General features: G+C 51.2%; 14 protein-coding genes, 1 tRNA gene, 2 rRNA genes and 1 riboswitch. Of the genes, 6 read left to right on the forward strand and 11 right to left on the reverse strand.

The annotated features are described in order from the left end of the window. The 6 genes from mshL to VFA_RS01040 form a co-directional block, all read right to left on the reverse strand. Positions 1–1,644: a pilus (MSHA type) biogenesis protein MshL gene (gene mshL / locus VFA_RS01015; protein ID WP_004724073.1), complete on the reverse strand. Its 1,644-nt coding sequence runs from the start codon at positions 1,642–1,644 to the stop codon at positions 1–3. A gap of 15 nt (positions 1,645–1,659) precedes the next feature. Next, positions 1,660–1,971, reverse strand: coding sequence for a hypothetical protein (locus tag VFA_RS01020; RefSeq protein ID WP_004724074.1), 312 nt, complete (start codon positions 1,969–1,971; stop codon positions 1,660–1,662). Then, complete coding sequence (gspM, locus tag VFA_RS01025) at positions 1,964–2,614, reverse strand: type II secretion system protein GspM (protein ID WP_004724077.1); 651 nt, start codon at positions 2,612–2,614, stop codon at positions 1,964–1,966. The genes VFA_RS01020 and gspM overlap by 8 nt, the downstream gene beginning before the upstream one ends. Beyond that, complete coding sequence (locus VFA_RS01030; RefSeq protein ID WP_038150620.1) at positions 2,614–4,059, reverse strand: MSHA biogenesis protein MshI; 1,446 nt, start codon at positions 4,057–4,059, stop codon at positions 2,614–2,616. The genes gspM and VFA_RS01030 overlap by 1 nt, the downstream gene beginning before the upstream one ends. Positions 4,060–4,066: 7 nt before the next feature. After that, positions 4,067–6,061 carry an RNase E specificity factor CsrD gene (csrD, locus tag VFA_RS01035; RefSeq protein WP_050780245.1) on the reverse strand — a complete coding sequence of 665 codons (1,995 nt, stop codon included), beginning with the start codon at positions 6,059–6,061 and terminating at the stop codon, positions 4,067–4,069. Positions 6,062–6,196: 135 nt separating this feature from the next. Then, on the reverse strand, positions 6,197–6,730 hold the full coding sequence (locus VFA_RS01040; RefSeq protein WP_004724084.1) for a single-stranded DNA-binding protein: 534 nt from the start codon (positions 6,728–6,730) through the stop codon (positions 6,197–6,199). Positions 6,731–7,012: 282 nt separating this feature from the next. Between VFA_RS01040 and VFA_RS01045 the strand changes: the two genes are divergently transcribed. The 4 genes from VFA_RS01045 (at position 7,013) to VFA_RS01060 (ending at position 13,469) form a co-directional block, all read left to right on the forward strand. Continuing rightward, a complete protein-coding gene (locus VFA_RS01045) occupies positions 7,013–7,663 on the forward strand; it encodes a LuxR C-terminal-related transcriptional regulator (RefSeq protein ID WP_004724086.1) in 651 nt (216 codons plus the stop codon). 128 nt (positions 7,664–7,791) lie between these two features. Further along, complete coding sequence (galU, locus tag VFA_RS01050; RefSeq protein WP_004724089.1) at positions 7,792–8,661, forward strand: UTP--glucose-1-phosphate uridylyltransferase GalU; 870 nt, start codon at positions 7,792–7,794, stop codon at positions 8,659–8,661. 137 nt (positions 8,662–8,798) lie between these two features. After that, entirely contained in the window at positions 8,799–11,621 is a 2,823-nt protein-coding gene (uvrA, locus tag VFA_RS01055) for an excinuclease ABC subunit UvrA (RefSeq protein WP_004724090.1), read from the forward strand. A gap of 72 nt (positions 11,622–11,693) precedes the next feature. After that, entirely contained in the window at positions 11,694–13,469 is a 1,776-nt protein-coding gene (locus VFA_RS01060; RefSeq protein ID WP_004724092.1) for a PglL family O-oligosaccharyltransferase, read from the forward strand. Positions 13,470–13,528: 59 nt separating this feature from the next. Here VFA_RS01060 and VFA_RS01065 read toward each other — a convergent pair whose 3' ends face one another. Beyond that, on the reverse strand, positions 13,529–14,650 hold the full coding sequence (locus VFA_RS01065; RefSeq protein ID WP_038150624.1) for a pyridoxal-phosphate-dependent aminotransferase family protein: 1,122 nt from the start codon (positions 14,648–14,650) through the stop codon (positions 13,529–13,531). Between the two features lie 177 nt (positions 14,651–14,827). After that, positions 14,828–15,005, forward strand: a riboswitch (Lysine riboswitch). 107 nt (positions 15,006–15,112) lie between these two features. Here VFA_RS01065 and lysC point away from each other — a divergent pair. Further along, positions 15,113–16,459, forward strand: a complete 1,347-nt coding sequence (gene lysC / locus VFA_RS01070; protein WP_004724095.1) for a lysine-sensitive aspartokinase 3 — start codon at positions 15,113–15,115, stop codon at positions 16,457–16,459. 84 nt (positions 16,460–16,543) lie between these two features. Here the strand turns inward: lysC and metH are convergent, their stop codons facing one another. Next, on the reverse strand, positions 16,544–20,224 hold the full coding sequence (gene metH, locus VFA_RS01075; protein WP_038150626.1) for a methionine synthase: 3,681 nt from the start codon (positions 20,222–20,224) through the stop codon (positions 16,544–16,546). Positions 20,225–20,415: 191 nt separating this feature from the next. Here metH and VFA_RS01080 point away from each other — a divergent pair, with 191 nt between their 5' ends. Then, on the forward strand, positions 20,416–21,759 hold the full coding sequence (locus tag VFA_RS01080; protein ID WP_038150628.1) for a cation:proton antiporter: 1,344 nt from the start codon (positions 20,416–20,418) through the stop codon (positions 21,757–21,759). A 678-nt stretch (positions 21,760–22,437) separates the two neighbouring features. Here the strand turns inward: VFA_RS01080 and VFA_RS01085 are convergent. From VFA_RS01085 to VFA_RS01095, 3 genes are all read right to left on the reverse strand, one after another. Further along, positions 22,438–22,514 (reverse strand) — tRNA-Asp (locus VFA_RS01085). A 32-nt stretch (positions 22,515–22,546) separates the two neighbouring features. Beyond that, a 5S ribosomal RNA gene (gene rrf, locus VFA_RS01090) occupies positions 22,547–22,662 on the reverse strand. A 94-nt stretch (positions 22,663–22,756) separates the two neighbouring features. Then, a 23S ribosomal RNA gene (locus VFA_RS01095) occupies positions 22,757–24,701 on the reverse strand; the annotation flags it as partial.

The raw sequence follows: 24,701 nt of genomic DNA on the forward strand, positions 1-24,701 counted from the left end.
TTACTCCGCGTCCGGGAACCACTCTTGTAGGAGATCACGCGAGCGTTCAAGCTCTTTCTGCCACGTATTCACGCCAACCACTGTTGGTTTCAGCAAGATCACCAATTCCGTTTTTTCGGTCAATTCCGTGGTGCTGCGGAACAGATGCCCCAACGCAGGAATATCCCCCAGGAAAGGCACTTTCGATACTTTATTGCTGGTGTTGGTCTTCATCAGCCCCCCAATCACCACCACGTCGCCATTTTGAGCGCGGATCACTGAATCCGATTCCCGAATCGAACTGCGTGCCAACGGCAGCGTAAATGTACTGTCGTTGTAGGTAATCTCTTTGTCTTGTTGAGTCACTTCGATCACGCTGGGGTGAACATGCAACAGCACGTTGCCTTTGTCATCGATCTGGGGCGTGACGTCCAAGGAGATCCCTGAAAAGAAGGGCGTCAGCTCAACATCTGGCGCAGCTTGAGTGTTGTCACCCGAGCCAACCACGCTGGATAAATCGGTCACGTAGTACTCGTCGCTGCCGACTTTGATCACCGCTTTCTGGTTGTTCGCGGCCGTCACCCGTGGGCTCGACAGCACGTTCAAATCCCCTTGCGTCGCCATAAAGCTCAGCACCGAAGAGAAACTGCCGTCTGAGACGGTAATGTTAGTCTGGCCGGACAGCAGCGTGCCAATCGCATCCAACCCGGGCAGGGTCGACGCCGAAGAACCAATGCGATCAATCACCACTTTGCCATTGCCAAACGACATATTTGACCAGTTGATGCCTTGTTGATAGCCATCGGTCAGCGTCACTTCCAGAATTTTGGCTTCCAGAATCACCTGACGCTGCATACGTTGCTGCGACACGTTCAGGAACTGACGCACTTCACGCACTTCGTCAGGATAGGCACGCAAGGTCAATACCCCAGCTTGCGGCGTCACGACCACACTCTGCCCGCGGCCACTGCCAATCAGCCGTGACACGGCTTTTTCCAATTGTGGCCAGAAATCACTTTCACTGAGCGTTTCAATTTCAGTCCCGCCACGCGCTGACGTACTGTTGCTGTTGCTGGAACTGCTGTTGTTGCTACTTGAACTGGACGATGTCGAACTCGAAGAACTTGAGTTGTTCGAATTGGTATCCGTGTTGGTGATCGTGCCGGTGGTGATCGCCGTTAATGAGCGGCCACTGCGCTTGAATTGCAGGTAATCCACCGGAATGGTCACCGTGCGTAGGCCCGCCGGATAGACTTGAATCACTTTGCCGACTTTCTCAATCTCATATCCGTACAAATCGCGCACCACATTTAGCGCTTCATCCAACGTGACATCGGTCAGGTTAACGGTAATACGGCCTTCGACCGCAGGATGCAACGCCACACTGTATTCGCTGTTCTGCACCAAGCTGGCAAAGAAGGCTTTCGCAGCCACGTTATTGGCCTGAATACGAAAACGCTTTAAGTGCGTTGCAGCGGCTGAATCGCTTGGGGTCAGATCAGGCATTAGATCCGCTTCCACCGACGCAGGCAACTGTTCTAGTTGGCGACTGTTGGCCTCGTTGATCGACTGATTCAACGACTGCTTCACTTCCACGGGATCTCTGTGTCCCATAGAGCAACCCACCAAGGCGGTGATCATGACACCGATAGCCACTTTACGCATATGCAAATTCATACCTTAATTCTTGATATTCAGGGAGAAAAGCTCAAGCTCCCAACGTTGACCACCGCGAACCAGCGTGACCGTGGATGGCGTCACTTTCGCGACCTGATAACCACGAATGCTGTCACCCGCCGCCACCAGCTGATCATTGACGATCGCAGAACACTGCTGCTGGCAAATGATGCTTTGCAGTTCTGGCAACGGATACTGACGCGCCTTCTTTTGTACCTGACTCGGCGCGTAGCCGAGCGGAGCCGTCGGGTCTTCTGCGGCTTGTAGCGTCATTGAACACAGTAACGCGCCCAGCAATACACCTGCTTTAACCACCGATAAATTCCTCCCGAGAGCCAAGGGTGTACACCTGCAAAATCAAACGGGCTTGTGGGTAGGTTTCCACTTGATATTTAAAGCTGCGCCAAAAATACTTCACAGGCAAACTTTCCAGAGCCAACAAGTAGTCGCGAATCGCAAAATAATTGCCCGTCAGTTCAATGCGAACGGGATGAATATAATATTTCACCGCATACGAATTGGTTTTAGCCGGAATGATCGATTCCGCGGGTAACGATTGCAGACTAATCAGCTTCAATTTGCTGCTGCTATCCAGCACGCTTTGCAGCAGTTGCGCCATCTGCGTTGGCGATACCAAGGTTTCGGTGATCTGCGCCAGATCCATCGATAGGGACTGACTTTGCTCCAGCAAGGTTGCTAATTCTTGATCAACACTGGCATCGGGATCCTGACTCAACGCCACTTGCAGCTGCTCGATGCTGAGCTGCATACTTTGATTGGACGAGGTCAGCCCCTGCAATTGCATGGCCTGCTGACCATGTTTCGCCATCAGCGGGTCCACCAGCAGGGTTTGCAGCAGCAACACCACAGCAATCAAGCCACACAAACCAATCAACCATTTTTCTCGCGGTGAGCGTTTGTCAAATGCGTCAGACCACGCATTCCACTGCTGTTTCATTATTTCGCTCCCTGTTTGGTTTTGAGCTCAAACGTCACAACATCTTCGTCGTTGCGACCAATCACCAATTGATCGAAGCTGCGTCCAACCAGATGCAATTCACTTTGGAAGGCTGCGATCCAACTCGGCACCACTTGGGCATCGCGCGCCAAGCCTTGAATATCAAAGCGCTGTTGATCCATGTCAATCTGACTGAGAGAAATATCGCGGCGCGCCAATTTTGCCAACGCATCCATCACACCGGAATAACCCACTTGCTGTGCATGGTCAAAATCATGAATCGCATTTAAAGAGGCCTGTTTGGCTTCAATTTCTTTTTTCAGCCGCGCCACCGCCGCCACTTTGCTGGCAGACGGCTGATGCCGATCCAAGTCTTGCTTCAACGTTTTAAATTGTTGGTTCAATTGCGACGCTTGTTGTTGGACCACACGAAGCTGCTCTGCTTGCTGCGCGGTGGTCCAGCCATACCATCCTGCCGTCATCAGCATCAACACCAACACCGCGCCCCACGCGGAGACCATCGTCGTTAACGTGAAGTACTCTTTTTTCGGTTTCAGTGCATCCTGATAAAAGTTAAGCGTATCTGTCGGCGTGAGCGACGTATGCTGCGCCAGCACTCGGCCCGATTCCGACGAACATTCATCTTCACATAACGGCGCCACTTTGACGTTCAAACGCTCATTCAGCGCTTGTACTAACTCGGCGTGGTCTTCGTCATCGCAACACACACGCAGTTGATGAAGGGCCACCCCTTTCATTTGCGACGAGAGATAATCGATGGAGCGCTGCAGCTCAAGCGCTAAGCCATCCAACTGCAACGCACTGCTTGCCACGCCCGTGATCGGTGCTACGATGCCGCGTAATGTACGCTGAAAGTTGCACCGTTTATCGACAAAGGCATCGAGTTTGAAATAGCCGCCTTTGCTGCGTTGCAGCAACAGAAAATGGGACAAGTCTGGTAAACAGTGCGCCCAAACTTCTTGCTCTGGCAGCATGCGTCCAAGTTGGCACCCGAGCCCTTCCAGCTCAGCCGCCACTTCCAACACCTGCTTCTTGGCCATTACATACGCTTGAATTTTGCTGCTGCCCGTCAGCGGATGCGCATCAGCCACCACTTCGGTGACTTTTTCATTGATCAGATCTTTGAGTAGGAACGGCAATGCGGCCGGCCACTCTTCTCGCGGAATCGCCGGCTTTTCGATTTGATAACTGTGGTACAACTGAGAATGCAACACCACATCGACCGTCACGCCTTTGGCTGCACTCTGTTTGAGCGCCTGCGCTAAGGCTTGAGGCCATGATAGATTGGCAAGAGGAACACTGTCGGGTAACACGAGGTCCGTCGACGAGGAAAAATAGATGGCATCTGGCTGAACCACGGCAAAAATAGAGCGGTCAGGAAGAGTCTTGGGGAGCAGTTTCTTTATCAGAGCATCAATGTTCATTGGTCACTTACTTGGTTCGCCAGCGATTGCGTTTACCCGGTTTCACGTGTGTGTCAGCCTGATCGAGTGGTGCAGGTAACAGCGCTTGTTCCGCTTCAAACAAACGTCCCTGCCCTCCATCAACCCCCAGCGATAGCAAGGTTTGCCATTCGGTCTCATTTTCTACGCCGACGGCAATGACTTTTGTTTGCGTACCACCACAGACGCCAATCATACTGCGTACAAACAGCTGATTTTCATGGCGCTGATCGATATTCTTTATCAAACTGCGGTGTAATTTCAAATACTTAATGTTGAGATCTTTAATGTAATGCGTTGCGACGATCGTCCGACCCGCTTGGCCGACCACTAAATCGCAGCCAAGCCCCGCAATCATTTTCAGTACCGGGCGCATGTAGTCGAGGTGCTGCACTAAGTGACCTTCAGAGAATTCAAACGACAAGCGCGAACGCAAACTGTGTGGCAGTTGCATCAATTCATTGCGGAACCAACGTAAATAACGCTTATCGGCAAATGGCGTGACATTCATGTTCAGGGAATAGTGCCCCGTGAAATCGGTCATTTTCAGCAGTTGTAACACACGGACAAATACCGCGCGATCCAACACCATTTCATAACCGACCGTTTCCAGGGCGGCGCTGAAGCGGGATGCTTTCAGGATGCCTTGCTCAGGATCGTAGATTCGAACAAACAGCTCGTCGTGAATCAATGTTAATCCATTCAATTCTTCCGATAAATAGCACGACTGTCGGAATAATCTGATTTTCTCAGGCGTAAGACACTGATTGAATAAGGAACGCCAGCGTACACTGCCGCGCTCATCCTCCACTTTGGCGACTTTTTTAAACTTACTCCACGCATTACAGCCTTGAAGGCCGGCACTCTTCAGCGCGGTTTCCGCTTCATCAATAATACGGCCTCGGCGCTCCCCTTCCTGATACATGCTGACGCCGATGTGGAACCAATTATCCGCATCGAGCGGATAAGGCGGCGACAAACGCTCAATCAGTTTCAGACATTGCGTGGCAACGTGCGCGACATCTTTAGAGCTTTGATGCGGCATAAAGATGGCGAACACGGATTCGTAGTAACGCGACAAAATGACGTCCGGATAACGCGCAATCACGTTGGAAATGCATTCGCCCACTTCCACCACAAATTCATCGATGGTGCGTTTTTCTTGCTCTTCCCGCGCGGCATCTAATTCATCCAAACGAATCATGATCACGCCACCACGCGCGCCGCTTTCAAGCAGTGCCGATTCTAACTTGCTGTCAAACAGCACTCGGTTGGCAGCACCGGTGAGCTGATCCAAAAAGGTTTGGCTGCGAATGAAGGTATCAAAGCGGCTGCGCTCTTGGCGCGCATCTTGTAACTCCTCAATCAGCATGTCCAATGCTTCACTGGCGGTGTAGGGCCATTCGCGCTCATCCCCTTTGGCGAACTGCTCGACACGCCCGGCTAAAATCATGCGCCCGCGCTCCTCCAGCAATTCAGACCCCATTAACTGCTCACGCAACCACTTAATGCTGCGAACCAGACAGAACACGATCAACGCGACCGCCAAAGAAATCGACCACATCGCGCCCATCGAATACCCATATCCGAGGTACGGTGGCACCGCTTTGAAATGAATTGAATAGCCTTGGTTACGCGCCAAAGGTAGGTCGACGGCATAGAGCCGATCGGGCTCCGCTTTTGAGGAGGTGTCTTTGAAACGATAGATGGTGCCCGCTTGAGAAGAGAGCTGCATTTCGACGATGTTTGACGCTTGCAACATTTTCGGCATCCAGCGCTGCATTGAATAGGCAGCGTCCGGATCTTCCAGCTCTTTATCCACCACCTCCACGATCCCTTGCAAGTAGTGATTGAGGTATTCCTGCCCCATCCGCTGAAAGGAAAGTGCGCCGCCAATGAACAAGATGAACATGGCGCTGGTGACGATCAGGGTGACAAACGCGACCAAACGCGTACTCAATTTAAGAGTCGGTGTATACCGCATGAAACTGAATTCCCTTCCTATTCATCGGTTGAGGACACAAGACCGAGCTGGGTTTCAAACACTTAATGGAACAGATGGATACTTAACTATATAAAAAAGCCGCGAATTTCGCGGCTTTTTTCAGAAACAGAACGCTTAGAATGGGATATCGTCATCAAAATCCATTGGCGGTTCATTGTACTGAGGCTGAGATTGCTGAGGTGCTTGCTGCTGCATCGGTTTATGCTGCTGCATCGCGGGTTGTTGAGGCTGACCCCAACCGCCTTGTTGTTGCTGTTGGTTCATGCCACCGCCCTGTGCTGGCATACCGCCTTGTTGACGGCTACCCAACATCTGCATTGTGCCGTTGTAACCTTGCACAACCACTTCGGTTGAGTAACGGTCTTGACCACTTTGGTCCTGCCACTTACGTGTTTGCAGTTGACCTTCGATGTAGACCTGAGAACCTTTGCGTAGATATTCACCCGCGACTTCCGCCAGTTTTCCGTACAGAGCAACACGGTGCCACTCTGTTTTCTCGCGCTGTTCGCCAGTTGCTTTATCACGCCATGTTTCTGACGTGGCTACAGTGATGTTTGCGACTGCACCACCACTTGGCATGTAGCGAACTTCCGGATCACTACCAAGGTTGCCAACCAAAATTACTTTATTCACGCCACGGCTTGCCATGTTCTGCTCCGTATTCAAATCTGGTGTTTTTTAGATAAGTCCGCAAGGATAACACGCTTTCATTCGCGTACCAATCATCCGCCGGATTGTTATCGGTCCCGAGTTAAAAATCCACGCCAACGTCGCTCTTTTTTCGGCATCCATCGAAAAATTCAGTTTTGATAGGACGCTCATTTACGCCACAGATTGAATTCTCACGCAAACACTCAGTAAAAATTCGCCTGCACGCACAAAGTTCGGCAAGGTAACTGATTCATACTTTGCACCCTCAAGGAAGAGCTCATGCAACGCGCCAATTACGCCCGAACGATTTACTATTTGTGTCTGGATGCCACCCTCCCTCCGCCACCCCCATTGGGTGACGCACTCACACGACTCGCCCTGCCTGTGCCACAGATTGAACCCGAACAACTGTTGCAAGCGTATCAGGCCGACAAACATAAAATCCTACTGTTTAATTATGGTGAACATGACGCGATTCGCCAGCGTTTAGGCCCCTTGCCCATCACCAGCCCCCACTTGGAAACCATTTTATTTGGTGTAGAAAAACGCCTGCGCACGGAAGAACTTCTCACCTTTGGCAACCTGAAAGGCTTGTTTTATCAAGATGACGCGCCCTCATCGATCGCGCAGGGATTGGCGGAAATCATCAACGGTCAGAATTGGCTGCCACGCCATGTCAGCAGTCAGTTATTGCATTACTATCGCCACATTTTCCAGCATCATCACACGCAAGCAACCATCGAGCTCACCACACGTGAATTACAAATCCTACGCAGCTTGCAGACGGGTGCCTCAAACATGCAGATGGCGGAAAACCTGTTCATCAGTGAATTTACCGTCAAGTCGCACCTCTATCAGATCTTTAAAAAGCTCTCGGTCAAGAACCGAACTCAAGCCATCACATGGGCCAACCAAAACCTGCTCTCATAATTGGGTCGATCAGCACATTTCTCGCCCTAGACCCGAGAATGTGCTGAAGTTCACATCGAGAACATGATAAAGTGCCCGCAATCTTTGCTTCCCCATACGCAAATCTAATAAAAAATAGGGCTTTAATTATGATTAAGAAATGCCTATTCCCGGCAGCTGGCTATGGCACACGTTTCTTACCTGCAACCAAATCCATGCCAAAAGAGATGATGCCTGTCGTCAACAAACCCCTGATTGAATACGGCGTCGAAGAGGCGATTCAAGCGGGCATGACGGGTATGTGCATCGTGACCGGCCGTGGTAAACACTCGATCATGGATCACTTCGACATGAACTACGAACTGGAACACCAGATTCGTGGGACCAATAAAGAAGAGCTGTTGGTCGATATTCGCCACATCATCGAAACCGCGCAATTTACTTACATTCGCCAACGCGAAATGAAAGGATTGGGCCATGCGATCCTCACCGGACGTGAACTGGTAGGTGATGAACCTTTCGCTGTGGTTCTGGCAGACGATCTGTGCGTCAACGAAGATCAAGGTGTCCTTGAGCAAATGGTCGCGCTCTACAAACAATTCCGCTGCTCAATCGTGGCCGTACAAGAAGTCCCTGAAAACGAGACCCACAAATACGGCGTGATTGCTGGCGAAATGATCAAAGACGATCTGTTCCGTGTCGATGACATGGTCGAAAAACCGGAAGCAGGCACGGCGCCAAGCAATCTGGCGATCATTGGTCGTTACATCCTGACCCCCGATATTTTCGAACTGATCGAAAATACCGAACCGGGCAAAGGCGGCGAAATTCAGATCACCGACGCGCTGCTGAAACAGGCGAAAGCTGGGTGTGTTCTGGCGTACAAATTCAAAGGCAAACGCTTTGATTGTGGTAGCGTTGAAGGCTACATCGAAGCAACCAACTACTGCTTTGAACACCTGTACAAAAAAGATCAGCAAACTGTTGAATTGGCAAAACATTCAACTAAAAAATCGTAATCATTGATGATGAGAACGTATGAAAGCCATCGGAGACGATGGCTTTCTTTTTAACTGTTTTTTTATCCAGTACTTCTTTGCACAAATCTCACTCTATGTAATACTTGTTCGACTTGGTATGACATAGAGCAAATCTGATGGATAAAATCGAAGTACGTGGCGCTCGTACCCATAACCTCAAGAACATCAACCTCACCATTCCACGCGACAAACTGATTGTCATCACCGGCCTCTCCGGCTCAGGCAAATCGTCACTCGCGTTTGATACTTTGTACGCCGAAGGGCAACGTCGCTACGTCGAATCCCTGTCAGCTTATGCACGTCAATTTCTGTCATTGATGGAAAAACCGGATGTCGACCACATTGAAGGCCTCTCTCCGGCGATTTCGATTGAGCAAAAATCGACATCCCACAACCCGCGTTCAACCGTCGGAACCATCACCGAAGTCTACGATTACCTGCGTCTATTGTACGCTCGCGTCGGCGAACCTCGTTGTCCGGAGCACAAAGTCCCGCTGACCGCGCAAACCATCAGCCAAATGGTGGATAAGGTGCTGGAAATGCCCGAAGGCGCCAAGCTGATGCTGCTGGCTCCGATAGTGAAAGAGCGCAAAGGCGAACACGTTAAAACGTTGGAAAACCTCGCCGCTCAGGGCTTTATTCGCGCTCGGATCGATGGGGAAACCTGTGACTTGTCCGATCCACCGACCTTAGAACTGCACAAAAAACACACCATTGAAGTGGTGGTCGACCGCTTTAAAGTGCGTAGCGATCTACAACAACGTCTGGCGGAATCGTTTGAAACCGCGCTGGAGCTGTCTGGCGGGATTGTGGTCGTCGCACCGATGGAAGGCGAAGGCGAAGAGCAGGTCTTCTCTGCCAATTTTGCGTGTCCGCATTGTGGTTACAGCATGCGCGAGCTCGAACCTCGCCTGTTCTCATTCAACAACCCTGCGGGCGCCTGCCAAACGTGTGACGGCTTGGGGGTGCAACAATACTTCGATCCGGCGCGCGTGATTCAAGATGCCAACCTCAGCCTGGCGCAAGGTGCCATTCGCGGTTGGGATCAGAAAAACTACTACTACTTCCAAATGCTGACTTCGTTGGCGGATCATTATGGGTTTGATCTACACACCCCATTTAACAAACTGCCCAAGAAAACTCAGGAAATCATTCTGCACGGCTCGGGCCGCACGGAAGTAGAATTTAAATACATCAACGACCGTGGCGACATTCGTGTCAAACGTCATCCGTTTGAAGGCATTCTCAATACCTTGGAACGTCGCTACCGTGACACGGAATCCAGCTCGGTACGCGAAGAGTTGGTGAAATACATTTCCAACAAACCGTGTGCGAGTTGTGCAGGCACACGCCTGCGCCTTGAAGCGCGCAACGTGTTTGTTAACGACACCACCCTGCCGCAAATTGTCGAGCTGAGCATTGCAGATGCGCTGGCATTCTTTCAGTCGCTGAAACTAGAAGGTCAACGCGCGCAAATCGCCGAGAAGGTGATGAAAGAGATCAACGACCGCCTGCAATTTCTGGTCAACGTCGGCCTCAACTACCTCAACCTGTCGCGCAGTGCCGAAACACTCTCTGGCGGTGAAGCGCAACGTATTCGCCTCGCGAGCCAAATCGGTGCCGGTCTTGTGGGGGTGATGTATGTGCTGGATGAGCCGTCGATTGGCCTCCACCAGCGTGACAATGAACGATTACTCAAAACCCTTAACCATTTGCGCGATCTGGGCAATACGGTGCTGGTCGTCGAGCACGATGAAGATGCCATTCGTTTGGCGGATCACGTGATTGATATCGGCCCGGGTGCCGGCGTACATGGCGGCTCGGTGGTGGCAGAAGGCACCGTGGATGAGATCATCGCGAACAAAGACTCCTTAACCGGTCAGTACCTGAGCGGTGCCAAAGCGATTGCCATTCCGAAACAGCGCGTTCCCCGCGATGCCAAGAAAACCGTTGAGCTCATCGGCGCGACCGGCAACAACCTCAAAAACGTGAATCTGTCGATTCCGGTCGGCTTGTTCAGTTGTATCACGGGCGTCTCCGGTTCAGGTAAATCCACCCTGATCAACGACACCTTCTTCAACATTGCGCATGTGGCGCTCAACGGAGCAACAACCTCAACGCCAGCGCCGTACAAATCGATCAAGGGCTTGGAACATTTCGATAAAGTGATCGACATCGATCAAAGCCCGATCGGCCGTACACCGCGTTCTAACCCGGCCACATACACCGGCATCTTCACGCCGATCCGCGAGCTGTTTTCCGGCACGCAAGAATCGCGCTCTCGCGGCTACAAACCGGGGCGCTTTAGTTTCAACGTCCGTGGCGGTCGCTGTGAGGCGTGTCAGGGAGACGGGGTGATCAAAGTCGAAATGCATTTCCTGCCAGATGTGTATGTGCCGTGTGACGTGTGTAAAGGGAAGCGTTACAACCGCGAAACCTTGGAAGTGCGTTATAAAGGCAAAACCATCGATGAAGTGCTGGACATGACGGTGGAAGATGCGCGTGAATTTTTTGAACCGGTTCCGGTGATCGCGCGCAAACTGCAAACCCTGATCGATGTCGGTTTGTCTTATATTCGTCTTGGTCAAGCGGCGACCACGCTGTCTGGCGGGGAAGCGCAGCGAGTGAAGTTGGCACGAGAACTGTCTAAACGCGACACTGGTAAAACGCTGTACATTCTTGATGAACCCACAACTGGCCTGCACTTCCATGACATTCAGCAGCTGTTGGATGTGCTGCATCGCTTGCGTGATAACGGCAACACCGTGGTGGTGATCGAGCACAATTTGGACGTCATCAAAACGGCGGACTGGATTGTCGATTTGGGGCCAGAAGGCGGACAAGGGGGCGGTGAAATTATTGCGCAAGGCACGCCAGAAGATGTGGCGCAGGTCGAAGGATCACACACTGCGCGCTTCCTTAAGCCTATGTTGAAATAAAAAAAAGCGGTAAAGTGACGAAACCAGCGACCTCACGCTGGTTTCTTTTTTTCCATTTGGTTGTGAGACATTATGGCAACATTGTTACTGAGTGGCACTCAACTCGAACCGCAAGCGCCCAGTGTTCCGTTGAATAAACCGTTTCTGCTTGCGTTGGGGGGCGTGTACCTGCTCGCCATGCACTTTTTTATGCCCAATCCGGGCGGCGCCGGATTGGCATTATCGTTCAATGTCACCACGTGGCTGGTACTGAGCATTGCGCTCGCCGTTGGCCTCTATCAACTGGCCAATTCCCGTAAGCTGCGTTACTCCAAACTGACTGTCGTATTTGTACTCAGTTGCGTGATCATGACGCTGCCGATGTGTTACACCAACGCCAATTGGCAAGGCGCACTGAGCCGCTTGACCGGACTATGGGCTGGGATGCTGTTGTTTGTTGTGCTCCAGCAATTTTATTTCAGCAACAAACACAAACAACGCTTGCTCTGGTTCATCGTTCTGGCTTGTCTGATAGAAGCCGCCTTTGGCCTGTTTCAATACTTTGAGCTCAAACCCGGCAATCTCTTTGGCTACAACACCACGGCTAATCGCCCTTACGGCATTTTCCAACAACCGAATGTGATGGCTAGCTTCTTGGCCACGGGGTTGGTACTTTCAGGGTATCTCCTCGCTCGCCAGCCCAAGAAATACAACAAACACCTCAGTGAAGTCAGCCTGCTCTATTTAACCCCGCTCATGACGCTCCCCCTGCTGGTTGTGCTGGCATCGCGGACAGGGTGGTTGTCGGCCCTCTTCGGGGTGGCGTTAATTCTGCCGTATCTCTACCGCTTTTCAACGCGTCAGCGTTTTATCAACTGGCTGCTGGCCACCCTCGCTGGTGTCCTTCTCGGTCTCGCCGCAGGGCACTCTGCGGGCACTGCGCAATTGATTGAGCAAAAAGCTGATTTGGACAGTCCGCGCCGTTACACCTTTCCTCAAGCGGTGGACATGCTGATCGAGAAACCGTTTACCGGTTACGGTTACGGGAATTTTGAAGCCAAATACATGTTGTATACCGCGCGCCAGCATCAACTGAACAACCGCTACCCGCCCGGTTTGCCCGCGATGGATCACCCGCACAATGAGATCCTGTATTGGGGCGTCGAAGGTGGATTGCTGCCGATACTAGGCATGGCGATTGCGGCAGGATTTGTGTTGATGCGCATCCGTTCGGCCAAAAAAGGCACGCGACTGGCGATGTTTGCGCTGTTGTTGCCGATGGTGCTGCACAGCCAGTTGGAATATCCGTTTTATCACTCTGCCATTCACTGGATTACCTTTGTGATCCTCCTATTTTGGATCGACCAGCGCGTCGCAAAATATCGCTTTGCGCGCTTTAGCAAAATCAGCAAGTCCGCCCTGCGCATCACCAGTTTGTTGCTACCGTTCCTGACGGCGGTGTATATGCTCAGCGCATTACACACCAACTACATTCTGATGAAGTTTGAAGGCTCACATCCAAAGAATCCGGCGCTGTTGAATCAGGTCACCAATCCCGTGGTATGGCAGGATCGCTATGATTGGGACGTCTACAGCACTTACCTCAATATCGGTTTGTACAATCAGCAGCCGCAATACATTCAGCCTTATATTGATTGGTCGTTGGCGATCATCAAACACAAACCTCGCCCTGCGTTTTACAGCAACCTGATTCTGGCCTACCAAGGCTTGGGCGATCACAGCCGCGCCGAACAGATCCGTGCCGAAGCAGAATTCCTGTTTCCTCGTCAAGACTTCACCACTGTGCACTACGAGCCGCCCTCTGCGGCGGTCTCGAGCGTACCGAATCTGGATGAAGATGACGAATAAAAAAGGTGGCCTCAGCCACCTTTTTTGCAGTAAAACTTTTTGCCATGCAACGTCGCCATTTATTGCGTCAGAGCATCTTCCAAAGCCTTAAGACATAGCGCAATATTTTCCGCTCGCGCGCCATAACCCATCACGCCAATGCGCCACGCTTTCCCCGCCAACGCCCCCAAACCTGCACCAATTTCTAAGTTGTATTCATTCAATAGGTGATTGCGCACCGCGGCATCATCAACCCCCTCAGGAATGTAAACCGTATTCAACTGCGGCAAACGACTGGCTTCATCCACCACAAACGTCAATCCGAGCTGTTCCAGTCCCGTTTTGAGTTTCTCGTGCATCTGCCGATGGCGTGCCCAGGCACTTTCCAGCCCTTCATTTTTCAGCATCAATAACGCTTCATGCAGCGCATATAAACTATTCACGGGAGCAGTATGATGATAGCTGCGTTTACCCTGCCCGCTCCAATACCCCAGCACCAAACTCTGATCGAGGAACCAGCTTTGAATCGGCGTCTTGCGTGACTGTATTTTCTCAATCGCTTGAGCAGAGAACGTCAGCGGCGATAAACCCGGTGCACACGACAAACACTTCTGGCTGCCCGAATACACTGCATCCAGTTGCCACTCATCCACCAGCAACGGTACTCCGCCGAGTGAAGTCACCGCATCGACAATCGTCAACATGCCATGCTGCTTTGCCAATGCGCCCAACGCTTGGGCATCACTGCACGCGCCGGTCGAGGTTTCCGCATGTACAAACGCCAGAATCTTCGCATCAGGATGTTGTGCGATCGCGTCAGCCACTTTGTCAACCGAGACGGGGGCGCCCCATTCATCATCCACAGTCACCACATCGCCACCACAACGCACCACGTTTTCACGCATGCGCTCACCGAACACACCGTTGCGGCACACGATCACTTTATCGCCCGGTTCAACCAAGTTGACGAAACACGCTTCCATGCCCGCACTGCCTGGCGCGGAGACTGCAATGGTAAAATCGTTCTGAGTTTGGAATGCATATTTCAACAACTGCTTGAGTTCATCCATCATGCCGACAAACAGCGGGTCCAAGTGGCCAACTGTTGGGCGGCTTAATGCCTGCAAAACCTGGGGGGAAATATCCGATGGCCCCGGGCCCATCAAAATGCGGTGTGGGGGAATGAAACTGCGGATGGTCATAAGTGCTCCTTGCTTTGGGGGTTGAGGAAAATCAAGGTTAATCCAATTCGTTCGCCACCACAATTCGACGGAGGTCTAGAGGTCGAACCACTGTCACATTCAGTGCATAATTATTTTCATTTGCTAAGACATTTACGATTGACATTAAGTACATAAAACCGTTCAATGTCTGAGCTATCTAGCAGAAGAGGAGCACTGCCCAGGCAGGTGTTTTGTGGAGCCTCAACTCCAAAACAGAACACTCAGGGGGAGCAGTGCCGAGATGGATCAGAATTGTGGTTCTGGTTTGTCGGTTGAATGGGCTGAATCCCTTCAACTGTCATCAGTACAACGCTGATGAAGAGCTTCTGAGGAAACCTGTCAAAGTACACCTCTCTTTTTTGCTCTAAGAACACTCTCTTCAAAACATTGGACGTTGGATTACCAACCATTTTATTTTCTGGGAAGTCTGGGAGAAATGCCGTGAGTGCATTCAATGTCGCCAAATTTGGCGGTACAAGTGTTGCAAATTTCGAAGCCATGAGCCGTTGCTCTGCCATCATTGAAAACAATCCACACACCAAATTAGTGGTCAGCAGTGCCTGCTCAGGTGTGACCAACCTATTGGTTGAACTGGCCAATGGCGTGCAAGAGTCAGAACAACGCGCCCTGATCCTCAAACAGTTGGCAGATATTCATCATGCCATCATTGACCAATTGGCGGATCCGACTCAGGTCGAAAAAGAGGTACACACGATTTTAGACAGCGTCGCGAGCGCGGCTGAAGCAGCCTCGTTTCAATCCAGCAAAAAACTAACCGATCATCTAGTGGCGTGTGGTGAGCTGATGTCGACGCATATTTTGGCGCAACTGATGCGCGAGCGAGGCGTCAATGCAGTACGTTTTGATATTCGCGACGTGCTGCGCACCGATGATCATTACGGCCGTGCAGAACCTCAGCTCGACGAGATCAAGCGTCTGGCAAAAGCAACACTGGTGCCTTTGTGCCAGCAAAACGTGGTTATCACGCAAGGCTTTATTGGTTCAGATGAACAAGGCAACACCACCACACTAGGTCGTGGCGGCAGTGACTATTCCGCGGCGCTGATTGCCGAAGCTGTTGAAGCCAGCGGCCTTGAGATCTGGACGGATGTTCCGGGCATCTACACCACCGATCCACGCATTGCCCCCAAAGCGGCCCCTATTCCAGAGATTAGCTTCAGCGAAGCGTCAGAGATGGCCAACTTTGGCGCCAAGATCCTGCACCCTTCGACGCTGGTTCCGGCGATTCGTCACGGTATCCCGGTGTTTGTCGGTTCGTCAAAAGAGCCAGAAAAAGGCGGCACTTGGATTCGCCAAGAAGTAGAAAACTCGCCACAATTTCGCGCCTTGGCCCTGCGCTGCAACCAAACCATGGTGACCCTGCGCAGCGCCAAAATGTTCCACGCTTACGGCTTCCTCGCCAAAGTGTTTGAGGTGCTGGCCAAGTACAAAATCTCCGTCGATCTGATCACTACCTCAGAGATCAGTGTTTCGCTGACATTGGACAAAACCGACACCGCTGGCGGCGCACCGGAGCTGCCGCAAGAGGCTCGCGCAGAACTGGAAGAATTGGCGACAGTAGAGGTGGAACATAACCTGTGTCTGGTGGCGTTGATCGGTAACCAGATGGAAACCAAAGGCTACGCCAAACAAGTATTCAGCACATTGGGTGACTTCAACCTGCGCATGATTTGCTACGGCGCCAGTGATCACAACCTGTGTTTCTTGGTCGATGCCCCCGTGTCGAAGAACGTGATTCAGAAACTGCATGAAGATCTGTTCGAGTAATCAATCATTTCATGAGTCACACGTATAAAGAAAAGGTCACCCGAGGGTGACCTTTGTTGTTTCTGTGCTTTGCTGTTTCCGTGCTTAGCCGTTGATATTGGGCCCAAGCCATTTTTCAGCTTCAAGGTGATCCCACCCTTTGCGCTGAGCGTAGCTTTGCACCTGATCATCTTGAATCTGCGCAATGGCAAAGTAGCGTGAATCCGGATGCGAGAAATACCAGCCCGACACTGATGCACCCGGCCACATCGCATAACTGGTGGTCAGCGACATGCCAATCGTCTCTTCAACCTTAAGCATCTCCCACAGGGTGCCTTTCTCAGTATGCTCAGGACACGCGGGATAACCGGGCGCCGGACGAATCCCCTGATATTTTTCGCGAATCAGTTCGTCGTTCGACAGGTTTTCATCCGTCGCGTAGCCCCAAATCTCTTTGCGCACTTTTTCATGCAGGTATTCCGCAAATGCTTCAGCCAAACGATCCGCCACCGCTTGAATCATGATCGCATTGTAATCATCGCCCTGCGCTTTGTATTGATCCGCCAACTCACGTTCGCCAATCCCGCCCGTGACCGCAAATGCACCAATCCAATCCTTTTTACCACTCGATTTCGGCGCGATGTAATCCGACAAGCAGTAGTTTGCTCCTTTGGGCTTGTGGGTTTGCTGGCGTAGGTTATACAGCGTGTGCGCCACTTCCGTACGCGACTCATCGCGGTACACTTCAATGTCATCCCCGACACTCGCGGCTGGGAACAACGCGCACATACCGCTGGCTTTGAGTAACCCCTCTCGTTCAACCTTGTCCAGTAATTCGTTGGCATCATTAAACAGACGCTGCGCCTCTTCGCCCACTTCTTCATGTTGCAAAATCGCCGGGTATTTGCCCATCAGAGACCAGGTCATGAAAAATGGCGTCCAGTCGATGTACTGACGCAATGTAGATAGCTCAAAGTGTTCAAACATATGGACGCCAGGTTTGGCAGGCACTGGCGGTGTGTAGCTGTCCCAATCAATCGGCGCCTTATTTGCCCGAGCTTCCGCAAGTGTCACCGGACGCGTCTTCGGCGTTTTACGCGCATGCTGATCACGAGTGCGTTCGTAGTCCAAATCCAATTTTTCAATAAAGGCTGGACGCAACTCATTCGACAGCAATGAGGTACACACCCCCACCGCGCGTGACGCATTGTTTACATACACCACAGGCTGATGATAGTTCTGCTCAATCTTCACTGCAGTATGCGCTTTCGAGGTCGTCGCACCGCCAATCAGCAGCGGCAAATCAAACCCTTGGCGCTCCATCTCCTTGGCCACGTGTACCATTTCATCCAGCGATGGTGTAATCAGGCCAGACAAACCGATGATATCGACGTTTTTCTCACGCGCCACTTTAAGGATCTGTTCACACGGCACCATCACACCCAGGTCAATGATTTCGTAGTTATTACACTGCAATACTACACCGACAATGTTCTTACCGATGTCATGCACATCGCCTTTCACTGTCGCAAGCAGAATCTTACCGTTGGTTGAGCCCGACTGTTTTTCAGCATTGATATACGGTTCTAAGTGCGCCACCGCCTGCTTCATCACGCGCGCCGACTTCACAACCTGTGGCAGGAACATTTTGCCTTCGCCAAATAGATCGCCCACCACGTTCATGCCGTCCATCAGCGGGCCTTCAATCACTTCCAGCGGCTTGCTCGCATTGACGCGTGCTTCTTCGGTATCTTCAACAATAAATTCGGTAATCCCTTTGACCAACGCATGTTCCAGACGTTTCGCAACTGGCCAAGTCCGCCATTCAAGCGCAGACGCATCGTCCTGTTTGCCCACCGCGTTTTCGCGATACGCATCAGCAATCTCCAGTAGGCGTTCGGTCGCGTCGTTGTGACGGTTGAGGATCACATCTTCGACCGCTTCCCGCAGCGTCTCTGGCACGTTGTCGTAAATTTCCAGCTGGCCGGCATTCACGATGCCCATGTCCATGCCGTTTTTGAAACAGTGATACAGGAACACCGCGTGGATCGCTTCACGCACATAGTTGTTGCCGCGGAAGGAGAACGACACGTTGGAGACACCGCCAGAGATCATGGCATGCGGCAAATCGCGTTTGATGTCCGCAACCGCGTTAATAAAGTCGAGTGCGTAGTTATTGTGTTCATCGATGCCGGTCGCGACCGCGAAGATGTTCGGGTCAAAAATGATGTCCTCTGGTGGAAAACCCACTTCATCAACCAGAATATGGTAAGCCCGGCGACAGATTTCTAATTTACGTTCACGAGTATCGGCTTGGCCAACTTCATCGAACGCCATCACAATCACCGCGGCGCCGTAGCGACGTACGAGTTTCGCCTGTTGAACGAATTTCTCTTTTCCCTCTTTGAGGGAGATGGAATTCACGATACCTTTACCCTGAATGCATTTCAGGCCCGCTTCGATGACTTCCCACTTGGATGAGTCGACCATCACCGGAACTTTCGAAATCTCTGGCTCCGACGCACAGAGGTTCAGAAAGCGCACCATACAAGCTTCGGCATCTAACATGCCTTCATCCATGTTGATGTCGATGATCTGCGCGCCATTTTCGACCTGTTCACGCGCGACATCGAGCGCTTCGTCATACAGCTCTTCTTTAATCAGGCGCTTGAAACGTGCCGAACCGGTCACGTTGGTACGTTCCCCCACGTTCACAAACAGCGTTTCTCTGGCGATGTTCAGCGGCTCAAGGCCCGAGAGACGACATTCCACATTGAGCGTTGGCAACGCGCGAGGCGTCACACCTTCCACGGCTTTCGCCATTGCAGCAATGTGTTCCGGCGTCGTCCCACAACAGCCGCCCACTAAATTGAGGAAACCCGTTTTGGCCCATTCTTCAATGTGCTCGGCCATCTCCTCTGCCGAAAGGTCGTATTCACCAAAGGCATTGGGTAAGCCGGCGTTGGGGTGAGCAGAGACATGACATTCGGCAATACGTGATAACTCTTCCACGTATTGACGTAGTTCGTCAGGACCCAAAGCACAGTTCAAGCCAAAAGAAATTGGGCGCACATGACGCAGCGCGTTGTAGAAGGCTTCAGTAGTTTGACCCGACAACGTACGACCAGAGGCATCCGTAATGGTGCCTGAAATCATCACGGGCAATTCAATGCCCAGCTCTTCAAATACCGACTCGACCGCAAACGCACACGCTTTGGCGTTCAGTGTATCGAAGATGGTTTCAATCAGGATCAGATCACTGCCGCCCTTAATCAGTGCGCGAGTCGATTCCGAATACGCTTCAACCAACTGATCAAAGGTGACATTTCGATAGCCGGGGTCGTTCACATCCGGTGAAATCGAACACGTACGGTTGGTTGGGCCAAGCACGCCAGCCACATAGCGAGGTTTATGCGGCGTTTTCGCCGTCCATTCGTCTGCCGCTTCACGCGCGAGCTTCGCTGCTGCCAAATTGATCTCAGCACTCAGCGACTGCATGTCGTAGTCAGCCATCGCAATGGTGGTGGCATTGAAGGTGTTGGTTTCGAGTATGTCGGCGCCCGCTTCAAGGTAAGCGGTATGAATTTCTTTGATCAACTGAGGCTGAGTAAGTACCAACAGGTCATTATTTCCCTTCAGATCACTGTGCCAGTCGGCAAAACGTTCACCGCGATAATCCTGCTCTTCCAGCTTATATCCTTGGATCATGGTGCCCATACCACCGTCGATCAACAAGATTCGCTGTTGCAGTTGCGATTCAATTTGGTGTCTTACATTAGTTCCCACAATACAGCCTCATTCCTTTTGCTTTTTTCCCATCCTATCACACATTGAATAGAAATCTAGACGTCTAAAATAGCTAATTTTCTCGATTCATTGACCCGCGAATTGATAAAAGGGTATATAAAAAAGTGTTTGCTATTTACCCAGCATCGAAGGACAATTTCGTTCATATTTTGTTACACAACGAGAAGAAAATGTCGGTCTACTATACTCTGTGCTTTCTATCTGCTGCGGCAATGATGATCGCCTTTTTAAACAGTAAGATAGGTAAGATGCAAACCACGATTGCAATCACTGCCGGGTCCATGTTGCTTTCCTTACTTATCCTCATCGCCGGTCAGAATAACTGGTTTCATCTGACTCAAATTGCTACTGAAACAGTCACCAGCATCAACTTCGAAAACTTCCTCCTCAAAGGTATTTTAGGATTCCTTCTATTCGCCGGTGGTCTGGGCATTAAACTGCCGAACCTGAAAGATCAAAAGTGGGAAATTACGGTTTTAGCACTGGGTGCGACGCTCTTCTCAACCTTCTTCATTGGTTTCGGTCTCTACGGCCTCTGTCAGCTTATCGGTATCCAATTTGATTTAGTCTACTGCCTGCTGTTTGGCGCACTGATTTCACCAACCGACCCCATCGCTGTTCTGGCCATCGTCAAAAAACTCAACGCCCCAAAACGTATTTCCACGCAAATCGAAGGCGAATCGCTGTTTAACGACGGCTTTGGTCTGGTGATCTTCGTGACCATCTTTACCATCGCATTCGGCCATGAAACACCAACCGTCGGCAGTGTGTTTGGTTTGTTTGCACAAGAAGCCATGGGCGGCATTCTGTATGGTTTCGTATTGGGTCTAATTTTCCACTACTTGATCAGTGCCACTGACGACCACTCCATGGAACTGTTACTGACCATTGGTATTCCAACCGCAGGTTATGTGTTTGCTGATGTGATTCACGTCTCTGGCCCGCTAGCAATGGTAGTGTCGGGCATCATGATTGGTAACTGGACCCGCTTTATCGGTTTCTCGAAAGAGAGTGAAGAACATTTGGATCACTTCTGGGAATTGGTCGACGAGTTCCTCAACGGCGTACTGTTCCTGCTGATCGGTATGTCGATGCTGCTATTTGAATTCCACGAGGAAGACTGGATCATGATGGCCATCTCGATTCCACTGGTTCTGTGCGCGCGTTACCTGAGTGTGTTCGTGTCTTACATCGGTTTTAAGCGTTACCGGAAATACAACCCTTGGTCGATTAAGATCCTGACATGGGGTGGCTTGCGCGGTGGTTTGGCGCTCGCAATGGCACTATCAATTCCATCTGGCATGATGGTGATTCCAGACAAGCTCATTGACGTGAAAGAGCTGATTCTGGTGATGACTTATTCCGTGGTGGTATTCTCTATCTTGATTCAAGGGTCAACCATTACCCCAATGATTGAGAAAGCGAAGCAAGCTGAAAAAGAAATGGAACACGAACTGCAGGTTGCGAAAAGCGAGGCAGAACAAGCCAAAGAACAGCAAGAACAAAACGTTTAAAGGCACCATCGTCATCCATGGTGAAAGCAGCAACTTCGTTGCTGCTTTTTTATTGCCGCCACATCCTTCCTCTTCCTTCTCCAGTTTATCCTTTTAATCAGTAGGCATGTCAGTTGTTACGAACATAGGTAAGCAGGGATGATCAACGTTGAGAACGCCTCGATAACCATTCAGCGTCAGCGTTTGATTCGTAAAATCACCCGCGTCAAAGCCGACCGCGTGCTGAAACAAATCCTCTGAGCGACTCCCTCTCTTTGAGCCGATGCCTTTGCATCGGCTTTTTTGTCTCGACTCCCCCGCTCTTCTATCTCAACGTCTCAATACCTCATCGAGCACTTCCTCAAATCACATGCTATCTCATCGGTTTGTCACACTGCTCAAACAATGAAGCCCCTAGACGCCCTATAACCGCCTCAATAGCGCACCATCAGCAATGGGTTCAATCAGTAACGGGATCATTGGTGTGGAATCTAATCATGATGTGCAATTCATAAAAGGACGGGAGTGCAGGCGGCGCGATGCTGTGTAGGTAACCTCATCAAGCCAGAGAAACATGACGTAAAAAGGGGAAGGGGAGCTGAATGAGCAATCGTGCTGAGATAAAGGATGGCAATTTGATGCGTTTTCTAAACGTCAGATAGCAAAAAACCCAGTCAAAGACTGGGTTTTCAAAATAAGTGGCGGAGCGGACGGGACTCGAACCCGCGACCCCCGGCGTGACAGGCCGGTATTCTAACCAACTGAACTACCGCTCCGCACTGGTTAGACTCAAGAGTCTAAATTTAAAGCCTGGCGATGTTCTACTCTCACATGGGGAGACCCCACACTACCATCGACGCTGTTTCGTTTCACTTCTGAGTTCGGAATGGAATCAGGTGGGTCCAAAACGCTATGGTCGCCAAGCAAATTCTTAAAATTCGGAAAGCTGTTTTCTATTCTCACAACACATTCTTATGCGCTTAGCTTTGAGTCCAATACAAAACCCCTTGGGTGTTGTATGGTTAAGCCTCACGGGCAATTAGTACAGGTTAGCTCAACGCCTCACAACGCTTACACACCCTGCCTATCAACGTTCTAGTCTCGAACAACCCTTTAGGATACTTAAAGTATCAGGGAAGACTCATCTCAGGGCTCGCTTCCCGCTTAGATGCTTTCAGCGGTTATCGATTCCGAACTTAGCTACCGGGCAATGCGTCTGGCGACACAACCCGAACACCAGAGGTTCGTCCACTCCGGTCCTCTCGTACTAGGAGCAGCCCCCTTCAATCTTCCAACGCCCACGGCAGATAGGGACCGAACTGTCTCACGACGTTCTAAACCCAGCTCGCGTACCACTTTAAATGGCGAACAGCCATACCCTTGGGACCGACTTCAGCCCCAGGATGTGATGAGCCGACATCGAGGTGCCAAACACCGCCGTCGATATGAACTCTTGGGCGGTATCAGCCTGTTATCCCCGGAGTACCTTTTATCCGTTGAGCGATGGCCCTTCCATTCAGAACCACCGGATCACTATGACCTGCTTTCGCACCTGCTCGAACCGTCATTCTCGCAGTTAAGCGGGCTTATGCCATTGCACTAACCTCACGATGTCCAACCGTGATTAGCCCACCTTCGTGCTCCTCCGTTACTCTTTGGGAGGAGACCGCCCCAGTCAAACTACCCACCAGGCACTGTCCTCAACCCGGATAACGGGTCTAAGTTAGAACATCAAACATACAAGGGTGGTATTTCAAGGTCGGCTCCAACGCAACTGGCGTCACGTCTTCAAAGCCTCCCACCTATCCTACACATGTAGGTTCAATGTTCAGTGCCAAGCTGTAGTAAAGGTTCACGGGGTCTTTCCGTCTAGCCGCGGGTACACTGCATCTTCACAGCGATTTCAATTTCACTGAGTCTCGGGTGGAGACAGCGTGGCCATCATTACGCCATTCGTGCAGGTCGGAACTTACCCGACAAGGAATTTCGCTACCTTAGGACCGTTATAGTTACGGCCGCCGTTTACCGGGGCTTCGATCAAGAGCTTCGACCGAAGTCTAACCCCATCAATTAACCTTCCGGCACCGGGCAGGCGTCACACCGTATACGTCATCTTACGATTTTGCACAGTGCTGTGTTTTTAATAAACAGTTGCAGCCACCTGGTATCTGCGACTCTCATCAGCTCCATCCGCGAGGGACTTCACCATCAAGAGCGTACCTTCTCCCGAAGTTACGGTACCATTTTGCCTAGTTCCTTCACCCGAGTTCTCTCAAGCGCCTTGGTATTCTCTACCCGACCACCTGTGTCGGTTTGGGGTACGATTCCTTACAATCTGAAGCTTAGAGGCTTTTCCTGGAAGCATGGCATCAATGACTTCACACCCGTAGGTGCTCGACGTCGTGTCTCAGCCTTAAAGAGAGCCGGATTTACCTAACTCTCAAGCCTACGCACTTGAACCTGGACAACCGTCGCCAGGCCCACCTAGCCTTCTCCGTCCCCCCATCGCAATTGTAAGAAGTACGGGAATATTAACCCGTTTCCCATCGACTACGCTTTTCAGCCTCGCCTTAGGGGTCGACTTACCCTGCCCCGATTAACGTTGGACAGGAACCCTTGGTCTTCCGGCGGGGAGGTTTTTCACCCCCCTTGTCGTTACTCATGTCAGCATTCGCACTTCTGATACCTCCAGCATGCTTTACAACACACCTTCAACGGCTTACAGAACGCTCCCCTACCCAATACGATAAATCGCATTGCCGCAGCTTCGGTTTACAGCTTAGCCCCGTTACATCTTCCGCGCAGGCCGACTCGACTAGTGAGCTATTACGCTTTCTTTAAATGATGGCTGCTTCTAAGCCAACATCCTAGCTGTCTGAGCCTTCCCACATCGTTTCCCACTTAGCTGTAATTTGGGACCTTAGCTGGCGGTCTGGGTTGTTTCCCTCTCCACGACGGACGTT

Source organism: Vibrio furnissii CIP 102972 (assembly GCF_000176175.1).
Classification (GTDB): Bacteria; Pseudomonadota; Gammaproteobacteria; order Enterobacterales; family Vibrionaceae; genus Vibrio; species Vibrio furnissii.